This is a genomic window from Streptomyces sp. NPDC027189, assembly GCF_055566975.1.
This window is the reverse complement of record NZ_JBVHRI010000012.1, coordinates 85,363-102,260: the sequence shown is the minus strand read 5'-3', so window position 1 is coordinate 102,260 and position 16,898 is coordinate 85,363. Positions and strand designations below refer to the sequence as shown.

At 71.1% G+C, this 16,898-nt stretch carries 15 protein-coding genes; 4 read left to right on the top strand and 11 right to left on the bottom strand.

The annotated features are described in order from the left end of the window. Positions 1-16: 16 nt before the first annotated feature. Positions 17-1,312, bottom strand: coding sequence for a condensation domain-containing protein (locus ACZ4RZ_RS27205; RefSeq protein ID WP_467748396.1), 1,296 nt, complete (start codon positions 1,310-1,312; stop codon positions 17-19). Positions 1,313-1,421: 109 nt separating this feature from the next. Here ACZ4RZ_RS27205 and ACZ4RZ_RS27200 point away from each other — a divergent pair, with 109 nt between their 5' ends. Both ACZ4RZ_RS27200 and ACZ4RZ_RS27195 read left to right on the top strand, forming a co-directional pair. Further along, on the top strand, positions 1,422-2,411 hold the full coding sequence (locus tag ACZ4RZ_RS27200; RefSeq protein WP_467748394.1) for a ferritin-like domain-containing protein: 990 nt from the start codon (positions 1,422-1,424) through the stop codon (positions 2,409-2,411). Between the two features lie 5 nt (positions 2,412-2,416). Further along, on the top strand, positions 2,417-3,526 hold the full coding sequence (locus ACZ4RZ_RS27195) for a class I SAM-dependent methyltransferase (protein WP_467748392.1): 1,110 nt from the start codon (positions 2,417-2,419) through the stop codon (positions 3,524-3,526). Positions 3,527-3,699: 173 nt separating this feature from the next. Here ACZ4RZ_RS27195 and ACZ4RZ_RS27190 read toward each other — a convergent pair whose 3' ends face one another. From ACZ4RZ_RS27190 to ACZ4RZ_RS27155, 8 genes are all read right to left on the bottom strand, one after another. Continuing rightward, positions 3,700-4,533, bottom strand: a complete 834-nt coding sequence (locus ACZ4RZ_RS27190) for an alpha/beta fold hydrolase (protein ID WP_467748390.1) — start codon at positions 4,531-4,533, stop codon at positions 3,700-3,702. An 80-nt stretch (positions 4,534-4,613) separates the two neighbouring features. Continuing rightward, positions 4,614-6,044, bottom strand: coding sequence for an NAD(P)/FAD-dependent oxidoreductase (locus ACZ4RZ_RS27185; RefSeq protein ID WP_467748389.1), 1,431 nt, complete (start codon positions 6,042-6,044; stop codon positions 4,614-4,616). 6 nt (positions 6,045-6,050) lie between these two features. Next, positions 6,051-7,262: an FAD-dependent oxidoreductase gene (locus ACZ4RZ_RS27180; protein WP_467748387.1), complete on the bottom strand. Its 1,212-nt coding sequence runs from the start codon at positions 7,260-7,262 to the stop codon at positions 6,051-6,053. A 73-nt stretch (positions 7,263-7,335) separates the two neighbouring features. Next, positions 7,336-8,151 carry an ABC transporter permease gene (locus ACZ4RZ_RS27175; protein WP_467748385.1) on the bottom strand — a complete coding sequence of 272 codons (816 nt, stop codon included), beginning with the start codon at positions 8,149-8,151 and terminating at the stop codon, positions 7,336-7,338. Continuing rightward, complete coding sequence (locus tag ACZ4RZ_RS27170) at positions 8,148-8,939, bottom strand: ABC transporter permease (RefSeq protein WP_467748383.1); 792 nt, start codon at positions 8,937-8,939, stop codon at positions 8,148-8,150. The genes ACZ4RZ_RS27175 and ACZ4RZ_RS27170 overlap by 4 nt, the downstream gene beginning before the upstream one ends. Next, positions 8,936-9,904, bottom strand: a complete 969-nt coding sequence (locus tag ACZ4RZ_RS27165; RefSeq protein WP_467748382.1) for an ATP-binding cassette domain-containing protein — start codon at positions 9,902-9,904, stop codon at positions 8,936-8,938. Before ACZ4RZ_RS27165 ends, ACZ4RZ_RS27170 begins: the two co-directional genes overlap by 4 nt. Positions 9,905-10,012: 108 nt before the next feature. Then, positions 10,013-10,291, bottom strand: a complete 279-nt coding sequence (locus tag ACZ4RZ_RS27160; RefSeq protein ID WP_467748380.1) for a hypothetical protein — start codon at positions 10,289-10,291, stop codon at positions 10,013-10,015. 7 nt (positions 10,292-10,298) lie between these two features. Then, positions 10,299-11,903 carry an AMP-binding protein gene (locus ACZ4RZ_RS27155; RefSeq protein WP_467748379.1) on the bottom strand — a complete coding sequence of 535 codons (1,605 nt, stop codon included), beginning with the start codon at positions 11,901-11,903 and terminating at the stop codon, positions 10,299-10,301. A 212-nt stretch (positions 11,904-12,115) separates the two neighbouring features. Between ACZ4RZ_RS27155 and ACZ4RZ_RS27150 the strand changes: the two genes are divergently transcribed. Then, complete coding sequence (locus ACZ4RZ_RS27150) at positions 12,116-13,729, top strand: (2,3-dihydroxybenzoyl)adenylate synthase (protein ID WP_467748377.1); 1,614 nt, start codon at positions 12,116-12,118, stop codon at positions 13,727-13,729. After that, positions 13,716-14,582 carry a 4'-phosphopantetheinyl transferase family protein gene (locus tag ACZ4RZ_RS27145; RefSeq protein WP_467748375.1) on the top strand — a complete coding sequence of 289 codons (867 nt, stop codon included), beginning with the start codon at positions 13,716-13,718 and terminating at the stop codon, positions 14,580-14,582. Before ACZ4RZ_RS27150 ends, ACZ4RZ_RS27145 begins: the two co-directional genes overlap by 14 nt. On the opposite strand, the gene ACZ4RZ_RS27140 is transcribed toward ACZ4RZ_RS27145, so the two are convergent. Both ACZ4RZ_RS27140 and ACZ4RZ_RS27135 read right to left on the bottom strand, forming a co-directional pair. Next, positions 14,549-14,923 (bottom strand): helix-turn-helix domain-containing protein, encoded by a 375-nt coding sequence (locus ACZ4RZ_RS27140; protein ID WP_467748373.1) that lies wholly within the window; start codon positions 14,921-14,923, stop codon positions 14,549-14,551. The genes ACZ4RZ_RS27145 and ACZ4RZ_RS27140 overlap by 34 nt on opposite strands. Before the next feature lie 649 nt (positions 14,924-15,572). Beyond that, positions 15,573-16,778 carry a cytochrome P450 gene (locus ACZ4RZ_RS27135; protein WP_467748371.1) on the bottom strand — a complete coding sequence of 402 codons (1,206 nt, stop codon included), beginning with the start codon at positions 16,776-16,778 and terminating at the stop codon, positions 15,573-15,575. Between the last annotated feature and the right edge of the window lie 120 nt (positions 16,779-16,898).

Here is a 16,898-nt window from a genome sequence, read left to right as displayed (position 1 = left end):
AAATTCCCCGCGGTGCTCAACAGACACGGCTGATGGAAAGGGCGGCATCCTTGGAGACGAGTTCGGCGGCCGCGACATAGCGTTCTGCGAATTCCCTGGCGAAGTTTTCGGCGAGCCGCCCCTCGTTGTAGAAGAGCAGAACGTGGAATCCCCCTTCGTGGGGCACCAGGACCAGTTCGAGCTCGAATCTGCTGCCTACTCCGTCGGGCACCAGAACCTCCAGGTCCAGACCGCCCGCGGTGGTGCTGTAGACCGGTTCCGCCAGCATCTGGAAGACGATGTCGTCGGCCCGCCCGCCGGCGCTCTGCGCCTCGCGCAGCGGCAGCAGCTGGTACGGGACTCCCTGGTTCAGGAACCCGCCGACCACGGTCTCGTGCGTGGCGCGCACCGCGTCGAGTACGCCCGCGCGCGGGTCGATCCGGGTGCGCAGCACCACCATGTTGGCGAGGAACCCGACGGTCCTGCGGACCTCCGGTCGCGTCCGGTTCGCGTACAGGGAGGCGACGGCGAGATCGGTGCGGCCCGTGGTGCGGTGCAGCACGGCGTAGTACAGGGTGAGGAGCGCCGTGAAGAGGGTGCTCCCGCCGCCGCGCGCGACCTCGCGCAGTCCGGCGACGGTCGCCGTGTCGAGTCCGCCGCGCACCAGGGCGGTACGCCGCTCGGTGGGTGCGTCGCGGGTCGGCAGCGGTGGCAGGGTGAGGCCGGCGAGCCGGTCGCGCCAGTACGCCTGCTGGCCGCGCAGTTCGCCGCCGTCCAGGGCCCGGCGCTGCCAGTCGGCGAACTCCCCGAACTGCCAGCCCGGCTCGGCCGGTTCGGCGGTGGCACCGGACGCCCTCTCCAGTACGGCGCACAGGTCCTGGAAGACGATGCCGCAGGACCAGGAGTCGGTGACCAGGTGGTGCATGTTGAAGCAGAGGACATGGTCGGACGGCGCGACCCGCCACAGCGTGGTGCGGATCGTGCCGCGCGAGGCGTCGATACGGGTGGCGAGTTCGGTCGCGACGGCGGCGTTCAGCGCGCCTTCCGGGTCCGGTTCCCGGGACAGGTCGTACACCTGAATGTCGACGGACTCCGATCCCCGTACGACTTGCCGCAATCCCCGGCCGCCGCCCGTGAATACTGAGCGGAGCGATTCATGGCGCGCGATCACGGTATCCAGTGCGCCGCGCAGAACGGCCGTGTCCAACGGTCCGCGAATACGGCACATCATCGGGCAGTTCAGCGCGCCGTCGTGTCCTCGATAACGGTCGAGGAACCACAGCAGCCGCTGCCCCACGGAAGGCTCGATCTCTCGCTCTTCTATGCTGCCCACGGCGCTCAAGCTACCGGCGGGCCGCGCACACCCCGCCGACGCTGAAAGATACTTGGCGGCATTGAAAGAATTACGGCCCGGACCGTTTGCCGTTGCTAGCCTCGCCCGCATGCAGCACCTCGATCTGCGGGCCTCGGTGCACACCCGGCTGTCGTGGGACTACACGCCCCGCGCGCCACGGCTGCGGACCCTCAACCGGCGGGCGCGCGACGGACAGTGGGACGCCGAGGCCGACATCGACTGGTCGGTTCCCGTGCCGTTCGGCGCGCCGCTCGCGGACGGTACCGACTTCGCGCGCGCCTCGTTCGAGGCCTCGCCGATGGCCGGGCGCGGTCGCCCCATGTGGGACACCTTCCGCTGGGAGTTGCAGGCCTGGCTCGTCAGCCAGTTCCTGCACGGTGAACAGGCCGCGCTGGTGGTGGCCGCCCGGCTGGTGGAGTCCTTGCCGACCGTCGAGGCCAAGCTGTGCGCCGCGAGCCAGGCGGCCGACGAGGCCCGGCACGTGGAGGTCTTCGCGCGCTATCTGCGGGAGAACGTCCCCGATCCGTATCCCGTCAACGCGGACCTCCGAGCACTGCTGGAGGACATACTGGGCGACTCCCGCTGGGATGTGACGGCCCTGGGCATGCAGATCATGGTGGAGGCGCTGGCGATGGCCGCCTTCCGGCTGGCCGGCACCACCTTCCACGACGCTCTGATCCGCCGGATCACCACGCTGGTGGCCCGCGACGAGGCCCGGCACGTCTCTTTCGGCGTGGTCTCCCTGGAGGAGGTCTACCGGGAGCTGTCGAGCGCCGAGCTGGCCGACCGGGAGGAACTCGTCCTGGACGCGGCCTCGTTGATGCGTAGGCGTTTCCTGCTCTCCGACGTCTGGGAGCGGCTGGACGTCGACCGGGACGCGGGCGTGGCGTACGCCGCCGCGGACCCGGCGATGGTGCTGTACCGCCAGACGGTGTTCGCCCGCGTGGTGTCCGCGCTGGTGCGCATCGGCCTGATGACGGACCGGGTACGGCAGGGGCTCGGGGACCTCGGCCTGCTGAGCTACGGCGCGGTGCCCCGCCGGCTGGCCCGGCGCGACGTCCGACTGGGGAGGGCGTGAGGCCGATGACCACGGGAGAAGCGCGAGCAGCGGGTGGGACGGACCCGGCGGGTTCGGCGCAGGCACTGTCGGTACGGCTGTTCCTGGCGGGTCTCGGCGCGGCGGAGCTGATGACCGCGTATCTGGGCATCCGCCTCGGCCTGTACGACGAGCTCGCCAAGGCGCCCGCGACGGTGGGTGAGTTCGCTCTGCGGGCCGGCATCGACGGACGGTACGCCCGCGAATGGCTGGAACAGCAGGCGGCGGCAGGTATTCTGACGACGGATCAGACAGAGGAGGATCCGGAGCGACGGGTCTTCACACTGCCTTCGGGACATGCCGAGGCCCTCACCGACCTGGACAGCCCCTTCTCCATCGCCCCGCTCGTCCTCCTGCCGATCGGCGGGATGGCATCGGTGCTCCCCCGGGTCGCCGATGCGTTCCGCACCGGGCGGGGCATTCCGTACGCCGAGTACGGCGCCGAACTCCGTGGCGGGCAGGCCGGTTTGAACAAGCCGGTCTTCCGGCACCAGCTGGCCGGCTGGATCGCGGCGACACTGCCGGACGTGCATGCCGCGCTCGGCGGCGCGGGCGGCCGGATCGCCGATGTCGCCTGCGGATCGGGCTGGTCGTCGATCGCGCTGGCCCAGGCGTATCCGCGGGCCCGGGTGCACGGCCTCGACCTGGACGAGCGGTCGGTGGCGGACGCGCGGCGCAACGCGGAGCGGGCCGGGGTCGCGGACCGGGTGGAGTTCGAGGTGCGGGACGCGGCCGATCCTGACCTGGCGGGCCGCTACGACCTGGTGTGCGTCTTCGACGCGCTGCACGACATGGCCCGCCCGGTGGAAGTGCTCCGGGCCTGCCGCGCACTGCTGGCCCCGGACGGCACCGTACTGCTGATGGAGCCCAATGTCGGCGAGCGCTTCACCGCGCCGGCCCCGGAGACCGAGCGCTTCCAGTACGCGGTGAGCCTGCTGCACTGCCTCCCGGTCGGCATGGCCGAGGAGGGCTCGGCGGCCACGGGCACGGTGATGCGGCCCGCGACGGTGCGGGCGTACGCGGCCGAGGCGGGCTTCCGGCAGGTCAAGGTGTTGCCGGTGCGGCATACGTTCCACCGCCTGTACCGGCTGCGCTGAGGCCCCCGGGCCGCCGCTCGTCCGGCTGCTCGCGCCGAAGCGCCCGGCCCACCCGCTCCGCGGAGTGCGCCGAGCCGCCGGCCCACCCTCTCCGCCGCTCTCGGCGGAGTGCGCTGTGCCCCCGGCCGCTCGGCCAGGGGGCACGGACACTCGGACCTCGGAAGCCGAGGCTCTCAACTCGCGGTCGGCGCCTGCGCCTTCACCCCGAGGTATTCGGCGAGCAGCGTGTTCACCTCGGTCGGCTTCTCCAGCAGCGACGCGTGACCGCTATTCTTGATCTCCCGGTACTCGGCCCCGGGGATCAGCTTGGCCAGTTCGCGGGCCATCGGATAGGGCGCCATGATGTCGTGCTCCATCCCCACGACCAGGCACGGGACGGTGATCCCGGCGATCCGCGCGGGATCGGGGTCGTACGCCGCGGAGGCCTCCGCGTGGCCCAGCGCGCCGTGGCCCCCGGCCGCCGCGAGCCCGCGCAGGCCTTCGAGGTAGGGCTCGATGAAGGCGTTCCGGTTCAGCGCCCGCGGGCCGAACAGATACATCGCCCGGTAGATGCCCTCCATCACGGGCGGCATCACCACACCCGCCCGCAGCCGCTCCAGGGCGTCCTCACGGATCGCCCGGTGCAGCGCGCTCGGTTTCCACGGCACGCCCACCAGGACGGCACGGGTGAGCAACTCCGGCCGCTCCACGGCGAGTTCCAGGATGATCGTGGCACCCAGGGAGTAACCGACGATGGCACAGGGGCCCACCCCCAGCTGCTCGATCAGTGCGGCGACGTCCTCGGCCAGGCCCTCCATCGTGTACGGCGGCGGGGTCTCCTCGGACGGCGGTACGCCCCGGTGGTCGAAGGTGATGACCCGGTAGCCGCGCTTGGTCAGATAGGGGACCTGCATCTGGTTGAAGAGGTTGGCCTGGTGCTGTCCGGGGACCAGAATCACCGGGCTGCCTTCCGGGTCCCCGAAGATGTCGTAGCTCAGGGTCACGCCCGTCTTCAATGCGATGTCCACGCTGCCGTCCTTCTTCGGGTGACGATGGGGCCTTCGCGCGATGCGGGGCTGCCGCCCCGGCATTTCACGCTAACCGCGGTCTACGGATGCGCTGTTGGAGCTGACAGGTCCCGGACGGAATCACCGGCGACCACGGCCTCGAAGGCGGCCCGGTCAGGACCGGGAGTGCGTACCTCGGGCAGCGGATGCTCACGCAGGAAGGCGAGGATGCGCCGCGCCACGGTGCGGTCGGCCATCAGTTCCTGGGGCGTCATCAGCATGTTGTAGAGGCGCACGGCCGCTGTCCTGATCTCCGGGTCGTCCTCCCGGAGCACGGCCATCGCCCGTACGAAACGGTTGGGCAGATCGTCCGCGGGCGGTGCGTGCTCGCCGCGCAGCCCGGCCTTGAGCTGCGCGAACCGGGCGCGGTCGGTGGCCAGTTGGATCTCGAACCACACCCCGAGCCGGCCGTCGGTCCACTCCTCGAACCCCGCCGTGTACGCGGCAGGATCGGTGGCCGCCTCCTCGACAGTGCGGGCGAGGTGCTGGGCGTGGGTGAGGGCGAGCGAGACACCGCGGCCGAAGGTCGGGTTGGTCTGCAGGGCCGCGTCGCCCACCAGGACCAGTCCGGCGGCCACCGGCCGGCCCAGGTCGTCGCGCAGGGAGCGGCGCCGGTTCTCGATGTGCCCCATGGGGCTCGGGTCGTCGAGCGGAGTGCCACGGTCGGTCCACTCGGCCGTGCGCGGCACCGACGCCAGGAAGCGGCCGTACGCGTCGGGGTCGCGCAGCCGGTGCTTGAGCGGGTCGTCCACGGCCAGGGTCGTGGAGAGCTGGAAGGTGTCGTTGTCCCCGGGGAAGACCAGGGCGGTCCCGTAGTCCAGCTCGGCGACGATCGGTACGGTCGTCGACGGGAAGGCGTGGCCCGGACGGAGCTTGTAGTGCCGGGTCAGGTAGAAGAATCCGCACGGCTGGGCGGTCTCCCGGGGCGCGGGCAGTCCGGCCGCGGCCAGCCAGTGGGCGACCCGCGAGCGGCGGCCACTGGCGTCGACGACCAGGTCGGCGGTGTGCTCGGCGCCGTCCGCGGTCCGCGCACCGATCACCCGGGGGACGCCGGTGGCCTCTGTGCCCGTCACAAGTTCCGTCACCCGGGCGCCGGTCGAGACGGTGACGCTGCCCTCGGCCTCCGCGGAGCGGCGCACCACACCCTCGTAGACGAGTCGGCGGCTGAGTACGGTGGCGTCCTCGGAGCCCGGCTCCAGCGGGGTGACCAGGGCGCCGCGTGCGGTGAAGGCGGTCAGGAGGTCGGGGGCCTCCTCCCGCAGGACGCGCGTGGACAGGGCGAGGAACGCGTGCCCCTGCCGAGCGTGCGGCACTTCCTTGCGGGACCAGGCGCGTACCTCCTCATCGGGCGTGGCACCGGACGGTGGCGGGCTCCCGCTGTCCAGCACGGTGACCTCGTGGCCACGGCGGGCGCAGAAGAGCGCCACGGCCGAGCCGGCGAGTCCGGCCCCGATCACCAGGACGCGTGCCACGGCCGGTCACCGGGCCGCCGCGGTGACCGGGGAGGACCAGTCGACGCGGTAGCCGTAGACGGATTCGGCGTTCTTGAGGCTGAGCCTGAGGAAGAAGGGCAGCATCAGATCGCGCAGCGCCCGGCCGACGGGGCCCGCGGGAGTCATGTGGCCGCCGGTGCGGCGCGCCTGGCGGATCAGCCCCTCCACCCGCGCCCGGCGGATGCGCTCGAACGCCTCGAAGGCCGACCGGGGTTGGTGCAGGTCGCGCAGACACTTGGCGAGTACGACGGCGTCCTCCAGACCGAGGGCCGCGCCCTGACCCATGTGCGGCGAGATGGCGTGCGCCGCGTCGCCGATCAGGCAGACGTTGCCGCGGTGCCAGGTGGGGACGGACGGAAGGTCGTACAGCGGCCAGCGGCCGATCGGTCCGTCGGTGGCCTTGAGGATCTCGCCGACGACCGGGTGGTCGCCCGCGTGGCGCCGCAGCAGCTGGTCGCGCCACTGTGCGTCGGTGATCGACTCGGCCCAGCCGCGTGCGGGTTCCCGGGTCTCCGTGTGGTTCTCGAACCAGTAGACCTCGCCGTCCGGCAGCACCTGGTAGCCGAAGAAGCCGCGCAGCCCGAACATCATCCGCAGTGCCCCGTCCGGGCGCCCCAGGGCGGTGGTCCGTGCGAAGCCGCCGGAGCCGATGCCCTGGGTGTAGCTCGGGCGGGGAGCCTCGGAGAACACCGCGGTGCGGGTGGCGGAGTTGATGCCGTCGGCGCCGATGAGCAGCCGGCCCTCGGCGGTGGAGCCGTCGGTGAAGCGGACGGTCACCCCGTCGGGTGCTTCGGGGTTCACGCTGGTCAATCGCTTGCCGAACTCCACGGGTATTCCGGCCTGTTGGGCGGCTTCCCGCAGACCCTTGTTGAGCAGGCCGCGTTTGATGACGGTGGTGCGCTCCGGATTGCTGCCGATGGTCTTGTTGCGATGGTTGGCGAAGACCAGCCGGGTGGTCGCGGCGCCGTACCGCAGCACCTCGTCGGCGATGCCGAGGGTCTCCAGGACGGTCCTGCCGTTGGGGCCGAGGTTGAGGAAGGAGCCGGCGTGGTCGCCGGGTTCGGGCCGGGACTCGTACAGCACGGGATCGAAACCGCACTGGCGGAGGAACATCGCGAGCACCGGGCCCGTGATGCCGCATCCGGCGATGAGCACGCGCCGTCCGCCGGGCATGCCTGTGGGGGGTGTTTCACGCATGACGCAGTTCCTCATTTCTCAACTGTTGCCACGGGATGCTCCACAAGGGAGTTGACGGGCGGGCGAGGCGGACTCAGCCGGCCACGAAGCTCCGGAACTTGCGCACCATGACGACCGCGCACAGCACGCTCACGCCCACGGTCCAGGCGAGGGTGGCCAGTACGGGGACCAGCAGCGAACCGCCGTGCGAGAGGCCGACCAGCGCTTCGACGGCCGTGGACACCGGGTTGGCCGCCACCACGGGTCGCACCGCGTGCGGGAACGCGTCCAGCGGCATATAGCCGGAGGACATCATGGTCAGTGCGAGCGTGGGCATCTGCACCCAGCGCATGATGACCGGCGGATACGGCGCGGACAGGGCCGCGACCACCGCGATCGACGTACACATCAGGCCGAACAGTGCCACGAGGACGAAGAATCCGAGGGCGGCGCCGACGCCCTGCTCGAAGCGGAAGCCGGGAAGGTAGGCGATCAGCGAGACGAGCACGGCGATGCCCATGATCCGGACGAGGTCGCCGAGCATCCGGCCGAAGAGGATGGACAGGGCGTTGATCGGCATGGCGCGCAGCCGGTTGAAGACACCGCTGCGGATGTCGACCCAGAAGGCGATCGCGCTGGATCCGATCGCCGAGAAGGCGGTGATGAGGATGATCAGGGGCGCGAGCCGGACCACGTAGCTCTCGCCCAGGGTGTCGCGGACCAGGATGCGGAAAGTGGCCAGCAGCATGAACAGCTGCAGCAGTGGAAAGCCGAACGTGGCCAGCAGCATCATCGGGCTGCGGACGAAGTGCTTGAGGACCCGGCCGCCGATCAGAGTGGACTCCGCCCACAGACCGGTCGTACCGCTCGTCCGAGTCGCACCACTCGCCTGGGTCGTTGCGGCCGTCACTGGGTCACCTTCCGGAATGCGCGAGCGGTGGTCCATCCGAAGAGCAGGGTCAGCCCCAGGCACCACAGCACGGCGGGTACGACATCGCCGGCCGAGGGGGTGCCGGTGGACAGCGCCCGCAGGGCGTCCACCACCGCGGACACCGGCGAGGCACGCACAATGGGCTGCAGCCAGCCGGGAAACAGGGAGGCGGGGACGAAGCCGGTGGAGACCACCAGCAGCGGCAGATACGGCAGGTAGAGGGCGGCCGCCAGCGCCTCCTGGCTGCGCAGGGTCAGACCGAGGGTGGCCGTCGCCGCGGCCAGCGCCACCGTGAACGCCATCGCCACGAGCAGGAACCCGACGGCCGCCGCCGGTCCGGCGTCGAACCGGAAGCCGGCCAGGTGGGCCACCAGACTGATCACGACCGTCGACGTCAGCGCCTCGGCGGCCACGACCAGCAGCCGGGCCGTGCCCAGCGCGGAGCTGCCGATGGGCATGGTGCGCAGCCGGTTGAACAGCCCGCTGCCGCGGTCCGCCGCGAGTGACATGGCGGACGCGATCGCCACGAACATCAGGGCCTGGACGACCAGTGTCGGTGTGACGAAACGGCCGTAGTCGATGCCCTTGGCATCCAGCATCCGGCTGAAGGTCGCGTAGAAGATGCCGAAGAACATCAGTGGCTGGACCACGGTGCCGACGAGCGCGCCCCTGCTGAAGGAGCGCCGGAAGTCGCGCTCGGCGAGCACCTGTACGTCATGCACGAGACCGGGTCCGGCGGGCGGGGCGGTGTGGGAGACCGTCGTCATGAACGGGCCTCCGGGACCGGCGCGGCCGTACCGTCCGGGGCCGGGCGGTTCTCGGTGAGCGCGAAGAAGACGTCGTTCAGGGTGGGCGGGTGCACCGCGACGTCGTCGGCATGGACACCTTGGGCGCGCAGGTCGCGGATGATGCCGGCGAGGTCGTCGGTGCCCCGCACCGGCACTACGACCGCGTCGTCGCGGACGTTCACCCCTGCGAAGCCGGCGAGCAGGACGGCCGCGCGGGTCCGGGTGGCCGCGTCCCCGATCGTGACCTCGCAGACGGAGCCGCCGGTCTGCTTCTTGAGCTCGCGCGGTGTGCCCTCGGCGATGACCCGTCCCTCGTCGATGACGACGATCCGGCCGGCGAGCGCGTCGGCCTCGTCCAGATACTGGGTGGTGAGCAGGATCGCCATGCCGTCGGCCGCGAGCCTGCGGACCGCGTCCCACAGGGTCTCGCGGCTGCGTGGGTCGAGTCCGGTGGTGGGCTCGTCGAGCACCAGGACCGGGCGCGGTACGACCAGGCTGGCGGCGAGGTCGAGTTTGCGCCGCATGCCGCCGGAGTACTGTCCCACGGGCCGGTCGGCGCTCTCCGTGAGCCCGAACTGGTCGAGGAGTTCAGCGGCCCGGGCGCGGGCGCCGGTCTTGGACAGGCCGAGCAGCCGGGCGAAGAACACGAGGTTCTCGCGGCCGCTGAGGGCTTCGTCGACGGCGGCGAACTGCCCGGTCACCGCGATACTGGCGCGCACCCCGCGCGGATCGGCGACGATCTCGTGGCCCGCGACGGTGGCGCTGCCGCCGTCGGGAACGAGCAGTGTGGTCAGGCAGTTGATCAGGGTGGTCTTTCCGGCTCCATTGGGCCCGAGCAGTCCGACAACGGAGCCTGGGGCGACGCTGAACGAGACGTCGTCGACCGCTGTCTTGGGCCCGAAGCATTTGCGGAGCCGATCGATCTCGATCACCGCGTCGGCCACAGGAGGCCCCTCTCTTCGGTGGGGACGTTCGCTCTCGGAAAGAGAGCGCGGAGCACTCCGACGGTAGCCAGGCGCGCATGTCCGCACCCGTCTCCTGTCAGAGATCTTTCAGTGCGACACCAACTGGTTCTGCTCACGCAACTGGCCCACCACATAGGCGACTACATCGTCCGAGGTGGTGATCCCCCGGCCCGTCTCCTCGTCGATGGGCGGCAGATCGAAGTCGTCCTCGATCGCGAAGGCGAGTTCCAGGAGAGCGAGCGAGTGGAAGCCCAGGTCGTTCACCAAATGGGCGGCCCCTTCGGCGGGGAAGCCCTCGGGGTCCGGCGCGAGTTGGCGGACGAGCGACAGTATGGTCTCCCGGACCGCGCTTTCGGTGTGGGCCATGTCTCTCCTAGGACTGAGGGTATGGGGCCGTGCTGTCGACGAAGGTGCGCCAGATCGTCCGCCTGCGCGGCTTGCCGCTCGGGGTACGGGGCAGGGCACCGCGCGGCACTCTGCGGACGACGGCCTCGGCACCGGGAGCGGCATGGCGCAACAGCCTTAATACGTCGGCGTCCTGGGGGTCACCCGGGGCGTGCGTTCCGTCCTCGACAACGGCGGCGGCGACAGGGCCCGTCGCGTCCTCGCCGAGCACCACGGCCGCCCGTGGGGGCAGGCCGCCGGCGCGTCTGAGGCTCTGCTCCACGTCCTCGGCGAAGATCCGCAGCCCGCGCAGTTTCAGGCTGTCGCCGATCCGGCCGTGTACGAAGAGCTGCCCGTCCACGACGAACCCGGCGTCTCCGGTGCGCAGTTCGCCGCTCTCGGTACGGGTGCCGCCGGCGCTGTCACCGAGGTGGCCGGCCGCGAGATACGGACTGCGTACGGCGATCTCGCCCACGTCGCGGTCCGGGAGTTCGTCTCCGTGGTCGTCGACGATCCGCACCGTGATGCCGGGCAGCGGGGTCCCGCATCCGACGACCGACTTCTGCGCGGCCCAGCCCTGCCCGTGCCGCAGCCCGGTGACCGCCAGCGCGGCCTCGGCGAGCCCGTACGCGGGCAGCAGCGCGCGGCGGCTCAAACCGCGTGGGCCGAGCAGCTCGTGGAACCCCCGCAGCGTGCCGGGCGGGATGCGCTCCGCTCCCACGACCAGCGATCGCCAGCCGGAGAAGTCCAGCCCGGACAGCTCCTCGGGCCGGACCTTCCGCAGAATGTGGTCGAGTCCGAAGGCGGGCGTAGCACTGATCGAGGCACCGCGCCGGCCGAAGCACTCCAGATACTCCAACGGCCGCCGCACGAACGCCTCGGGCCGCATCAACCAGAGCTCGTCCTGCCCGAGCACCGCCCCGAGCAGACATCCGACCAGCCCCATGTCGTGGTGGACGGGGAGCCAACTGGCCCAGACGGACCCGGGCGACGCGTCGAGCCAGCCGCGGATCGCCGCGACATGGGCGGCGAGGGCCGCACTGTCGAGATACACCCCTCGGGCACGCCCACTCGACCCCGAGGTGAACTGCACGAGGCCTCGTACGGCGGGTGGGTGGGGTGAGGCAGTGGCCCCCGGGCAGCCCGGAGCCGCTGTGTGCCCTCCGCCGCTGCCCGTCGGGGCCAGCAACGCCGCGCCCGGCACCAGTGCCACATCCCGCGGCAGCGGGCCGGACGGCGGTGCGTCGGCAACGACCACCCGGGGTCGGGCCGCGGTCAGCAGGCCGGTCATCCGGTCGTCGTAGCCGGGTGTGGCGGGCGCGCCGGCCATCGGCGGTGCCAGCGGCGCCGGGGTGGCGCCGGCCAGGAGGGTGCCGAAGAAGGCGGCGAGGAAGGCCGGGCCCGAAGGCAGGACGAGGGCGACGATGTCGTCGTGGCCGACCCCCGCCGTGGTCAAGGTCCGGGCGGCACCGTGACTGAGCCGCGCCAGCCCGGCGTAGGAGTATCGCTCCCAGCCACCCTCCGGCAGGAGGAAGTTGACCCCGGTATCCACGCTCGGCGCCTCGAGCCAGCTCACCAACGAAGGGGCACTCACGGTCCGTTCACCTCCAGCCGCCGTGGTCATCGGGGAGCCTAGGCGCCGGGTGGGCGAGGCCGGATGATGCTGTTGAGTGTCTTTCACCCGCCCCTCGCGTCCCTGCGGTCCGGTGGATCCTGGTGGCCCCGCCGCGCGGGCACCCCGCGCGGCGCGACGCCCGCAGCGGGCACCGACCCCGCACAGGTACCGCACCGAGAGGGAGGCGATCCATGCTGGAAGGCTGTGTTCCTTGGCCCGCCGAGTTCGCCGAGCGCTATCGGAGGGAGGGCTACTGGCAGGGCCGTACCCTGCACGACCTGTTGCGGGCCGCCGAGCGGGAGCACGGCGACCGGACCGCGGTGGTCTCCGGCGCGCGGCGCCTGACCTTCACTCAACTCCTTTTCGAGGCAGATGAGTTGGCGACAGGACTGTACGGCTCGGGGGTACGCGCACGGGACCGGGTGGTGGTGCAGCTGCCGAACCAGGACACCTTCGTCGTCCTGTGCTTCGCGCTGTTCCGGCTCGGCGCCATACCCGTGATGGCGCTGCCGGGGCACCGCCGCAACGAGATCGTCCATCTGTGCCGCCACGCGGACGCCGTCGCCTATGTGGTGACGGACCGCTTCCAGGGCTACGACTACCGCGCGCTGGCCCGCGAGGTCCGCGCCGAGGTGCCCGGGCTGCGCCACGTCCTGGTCGCCGGTGACGCGGACGAGTTCACACCGCTGGCCGCGCTGCGGGCTACGCCGATGGAACTGCCACCGGTGGACCCCGGTGAGGTGGCGCTGCTGCTGCTGTCCGGCGGAACCACGGGGCTGCCCAAGCTGATCCCCCGTACGCACGACGACTACGCGTACAACGCGCTGGCCTGCGCCCGGGCCCTGGACGTCGACCGGCACAGCGCCTATCTCGCGGCCACCCCAGTGGCCCACAACGCGGCGCTCGGCTGCCCCGGTGTGCTGGGCACGCTCTTCGTGGGCGGCAAGGCCGTGCTCGCCGCGAACCCGAGCCCCGAGGAGGCCCTGCCGCTGGTGCTGCGCGAGGGGGTCACGCTCACCACGCTGGTGCCGCCGCTGGTGATGATGTGGCTGGCGGATCCCGAGGTCGCCAAGGCGGATCTGTCCGGGCTGCTGCTGCAGGTCGGCAGCTCCAAGTTCCAGCCGGAGGTGGCCCGTCAGGTGCGCGCCACGCTCGGCTGCCGGCTCACCCAGTGGTACGGCATCGGCGAGGGGCTGCTCACCCATACCCGGCTGGACGACCCGGACGACGTGGTCCTCACGACGGAGGGCCGCCCGCTCGGCGGGGCCGACGAGATCCGCGTGGTGGACGACGCCGGAAGGGACGTATCGCCGGGTGAGGTGGGCGAGTTGCTGGCACGGGGCCCGTACACGATCCGGGGGTACTACCGGGCCGCCGAGCAGAACGCGAAGGCCTTCACCTCGGACGGGTTCTTCCGCACCGGCGATCTGGTCCGGCTGACGCCCGAGGGGAACCTGGTGGTGTCCGGGCGGGTCAAGGACATCATTCACCGCGGCGGGGACAAGGTGTCCGCCGAGGAGGTCGAGAACCATCTGCTGGCCCATCCGGCGGTGCGCGACGTGGCGGTGGTCGGCCTCGCCGACGACTCGCTCGGGGAGCGCGTCTGCGCCTACGTGATCGCCGAGTCGGCCCCGGACGCGGGACCCGGGGAGCGGCTGCGGCTCGCCCGTCTGAAGGCGTTCCTCAAGGAGCGCGGTCTGGCCGCCTACAAGCTCCCGGACCAGCTGGAACTCGTCGACTCCTTTCCCAAGACCCCGGTGGGCAAGGTCGACAAGAAGGTGCTGCGCGCGCGTGGCGGGGCCTGACGGAGCACGACCGCGGGTCGCACTGCCCTCCTCGGCGTGCGGAGCACTGCTGCGGCAGGTACTCCCGTCCTGGGCGTGCGGTGCGGCCCGCGCCGGCGACGTCGTCCCGTCAGCGGAGCTGTTCCCCGAGGAGGCGGCTGAGTGCGCGGAGGCCGGCCCGCGCCGGCGGGCCGAGTTCACCGCCGGCCGCTGGTGCGCCCACCGGGCGCTCGCCGCGCTGGGCGCGGGGCGGGTGGCCGTGCCGCGCGGCGCGCGGGGCATGCCGGTCTGGCCCGACGGTGTCGTCGGCAGCATCACGCACTGCGAGGGTTACCGGGCGGCCGCCGTCTGCCACAGCCGGGACGCCCGGGCGCTGGGGATCGACGCGGAGCCGGCGGCGCCGCTCCCGGGGCGGGTGCGCGCCGGTCTCTTCGGGGCCCGGTCCAGGAACGTGTCCGGCGACGTGCCCGGGGCCCGATCCGGGGACGAACCCGAGGACGTGTCCGCGGCCGAAGAGGACGCGTTCGCCGCCGACTTGGCGCGACGGCTGCCCGGCTTTCCCGTCGACCGGCTGCTCTTCAGCGCCAAGGAGGCGGTGTACAAGGCGTGGTCGTCGTACGCCGGCCGGCCACCGCCGCTGCGTGCGGTGCACGTGGTGTCCGCGCCGGCGGACAGGGCGGCGGTGGCTCACACCCGGCCGGCTCTGTCGGGGGGCTTCACCGTGCGCGTGCCACGCGGGTTCGTCCTGCGCCGCGGCGATCACCTGTACGGCCGTTGGCACGCCGGCGCGGGGCTGCTGATCTCGTCCGCGCTGATCGTCCACGGGGTCGCCGAGCGGCTTCAGGGCGGGTCGGCGTGGGTTTCGAGCACATAGCCGCGACCCCAGACGGTGCGGATGGACAGCCCGAGTGGCTGAATTCGGTCCCTGATCCGCATCATGTGCAGATCGAGGGCGTTCCGTGTCCTCGACCCGTTGACCTGGCCGAGGCGGAAGCGGAGCGCCTCGCGGGGTACGACCTCCCGATAGCGGGGGACGAGCAGTTCAAGGAGCTCCGCCTGGGTCGGCGAGACGGTGACGGAGCGCGAGCAGAAGCGCAGGACGCCGCTCTCGTCCAGATACGGCAGCCGATTCATGTGGTAGCGACGGCTGAGGGCGTCCACCCGGGCCTGGAGATCGTGCGGGGGTATCGGCGCCCGCACCCAGTCCTCGCACACGTCCTCGCAGATGGGTGCTTCCGCACCCGCTTCGACGACCAGTATTCTCGGTTGGCCCGTCGATCGACATCGATCACGCAATTCCCGCTGTGCCGGCCACCGCAGGAGCCGGACTTCTTCACGTGACAACTACGCGCTCCCTCCACGCGCCTGAAGTTCTACGCCGTGCCGGCCCCCGTACTCCTGCCACCGGATGCCGCGCATGTCCCCATCGGCGAGCTTCGAGCACACATCAGATTGGCATGCACAACTTTTTCGCCGCAACCGATTGGTGCGGCGCTTTCGGTGAACTCCTGCAGCAGGCGTCCGACGTGCACACATGCGTCGGACGATCACTTCACCGGAGCACTGATCACGGGGTACTGGTTGATTCTCGAATGAAATCGAACCGGTCTGCAGCTCTCCCGCTTCGTGGCACCCACGATCTCGTTGAAGTCTTGACTTCGCGATCACGCGACATCGCGCGCACGGCCATCACTCCCCCGTAAACAGCAGACGATTACCTCGCCCTTTTCGAATTCCTGGACCGGACCGCCCTGGCCGGCGGTGCGCGGTTCGCGCCTCTCAGTCCCCCGGAAATCCGCAGCTCCAATGTACGGTTTCGAGCGCGCGATCACGGTCAAATCTGTCAGCTATGTTTCGGCCAGGTTCAGCGCAGTGACACGGGCACACTGCGGTAGGAGCGGAACGTTACGCTTGGCCTGCGCACGACATCTCCGGCCGCCTCCAGGACGGGCGCGTCGCGCAGCAGCCGGCCGAGCGCCACCTGCCCCTCGATCCTGGCCAGACCGGCCCCCAGACAGTGGTGGGCGCCCCCGCCGAAGCTGAGGTGGGCGTTGGGGGTACGGCCGACATCGAGCCGCTCCGGATCGGGGAAACGCCGTTCGTCGTGATTGGCCGAACCCAGCAGCAGGACCAGCACCCGCCCGGGCCGCACCGTACGCCCCCCGACCTGCACCGGTTCCCTGACCAGGCGCGCGGTCGCCTGGATCGGCGCGTCGTAGCGCAGGAACTCGTCGACGGCCGTCGGCAGCAGCCCCGGATCCTGGCGCAGCCGGGCCAGCTCCGCCGGGTGGCGCAGCAGGGCCGCGACGCTGGTGGCGATCAGATTGGTGGTGGTCTCGAAGCCGGCGAAGAAGAGGAAGATGACGTTGTCGACGATCTCCTCGCCGCTCAGCCGCGCCCCCGGCTCCTCGGCGACCTCGGCCGTGATCATCAGTGAGAGCAGATCGTCGCCGAGCGCGGCGCGCCGCTCCGCGAGCAGGCCTCCGATGTAGGTGCGCAGCCAGGCGACGGCCTCGTGCGCCGCTTCCCGGTCCTCCTTCGCCACGTACAGGGCGAAGGCCTTGGCGAGATCGATCGCCCGCGGCCGGACGAGGTCCCGGTCGACCGCGGGGATGCCCACCAGTTCGCACACGACGGCGACCGGAAGCGGAAAGGCGAGCCCGGTCACCGCGTCGAACGATCCGCGCTCGAGTGCGGGGGCGAGCAGTTCGTCGACCTGCCGCTCTATGTAGTCGTGCATCCGCTGCACCAGACGCGGGCTGAACGCCTTGGCCATGAGCCGGCGCAGCCGTGTGTGGTCCGGTGCGTCGCGATCGAGAATGATGCGCTGGAAGAAGGAGTTGGCGGGCCCGTCCCCAATGCTGAATTCATGGTATTCCGGGGGATATTCGTGGCTGAGCCGCCGGTCACGCAGCAGTGGCGCGACATCGTCGTACCGGCTGACCACCCACTGCCCTGGGCCGCCCCGGCTCAGCCCCCCGGAGGAACGCAGTTCCGCATAGATCGGATACGGGTCGGAAAGGACCGCAGGATCCCTGGAATCGAATTTAAGAGGCAGCTCGGAATTCACTTCCACTCCCCCAGGCAAGGAAATTAAGCCGATAAATTGTGCCGCCTCGCAGCGTACCATTCGGACAGACACCCCCGACAGCTGTCACACTCGAAATGGAGCCCTGCTTCAGCAGTACGC

Bases quoted from the DNA above. Each gene is read 5' to 3' on its own strand.
- ACZ4RZ_RS27200 (WP_467748394.1), top strand. From the start codon at position 1,422: ATGCAGCACCTCGATCTGCGGGCCTCGGTGCACACCCGGCTGTCGTGG.
- ACZ4RZ_RS27195 (WP_467748392.1), top strand. From the start codon at position 2,417: ATGACCACGGGAGAAGCGCGAGCAGCGGGTGGGACGGACCCGGCGGGT.
- ACZ4RZ_RS27180 (WP_467748387.1), bottom strand. From the start codon at position 7,262: ATGCGTGAAACACCCCCCACAGGCATGCCCGGCGGACGGCGCGTGCTC.
- ACZ4RZ_RS27170 (WP_467748383.1), bottom strand. From the start codon at position 8,939: ATGACGACGGTCTCCCACACCGCCCCGCCCGCCGGACCCGGTCTCGTG.
- ACZ4RZ_RS27160 (WP_467748380.1), bottom strand. From the start codon at position 10,291: ATGGCCCACACCGAAAGCGCGGTCCGGGAGACCATACTGTCGCTCGTC.
- ACZ4RZ_RS27150 (WP_467748377.1), top strand. From the start codon at position 12,116: ATGCTGGAAGGCTGTGTTCCTTGGCCCGCCGAGTTCGCCGAGCGCTAT.